The sequence below is a fragment of the Isoptericola croceus genome (assembly GCF_029382255.1).
GTDB classification, from domain to species: Bacteria; Actinomycetota; Actinomycetes; order Actinomycetales; family Cellulomonadaceae; genus Isoptericola; species Isoptericola croceus.
This window is the reverse complement of the sequence record NZ_JARLLG010000023.1, coordinates 1-576: the sequence shown is the minus strand read 5'-3', so window position 1 is coordinate 576 and position 576 is coordinate 1. Positions and strand designations below refer to the sequence as shown.

Here is a 576-nt window from a genome sequence, read left to right as displayed (position 1 = left end):
TCGCTCGCCGCGATGACGACGCTGTGCGGGATGCGGTGAGCTTGGCGGCGGTGCCCTTCGGGGCCATCGATGTCGGGGGTGGGCCTGCAGGTGCCGTCACCTGGGGGGCAGCGGTCAACGGGGCTGCCGGCCAGATCGCCGATGATCTCGCCCAGAACGAGGTCGAGGCGTTCGGCAGCGAGGTCAAGGACCTTGATCAACGCGACGCTGATCGTGCCGCGATGCTGGACGAGTTCGTCGTTGCCGCCGTCGAGGCTGGCAGGCTCGGTCCTGACGTTCTGGATGAGGACTCCACCTACCGGGAGCTGAGTTTCAACACCAATGCCGACAAGTTCCACACGTTCCGGAACTTTGTCTCCGATCCTTGAGAGTAGGCGACCTTCTTTGCGTTCTGCTGCCCTTCGCCGTGTTCTGATCGCCCCGGTGCTTGTGGTTCTGGCTGCCACGGGTCTGACGGGTTGCTCTGTTGAGCCGTTGGAGGTGAACCCCGAGGTCATGTGGCAGGACGATCAGCCGCCTGCGGGCGAGTTCGTCGACGACCCTCGCGCCCAGGCCCTCTACGACTACACCCTGTGG

General features: G+C 64.8%; 1 protein-coding gene. It reads left to right on the top strand.

What is annotated here, in order from left to right; genetic code table 11:
- The coding region (locus tag PZC42_RS20600) for a hypothetical protein (RefSeq protein WP_277213930.1) at positions 1–368 on the top strand (368 nt) is incomplete at its 5' end.
- Positions 369–576 lie beyond the last annotated feature (208 nt).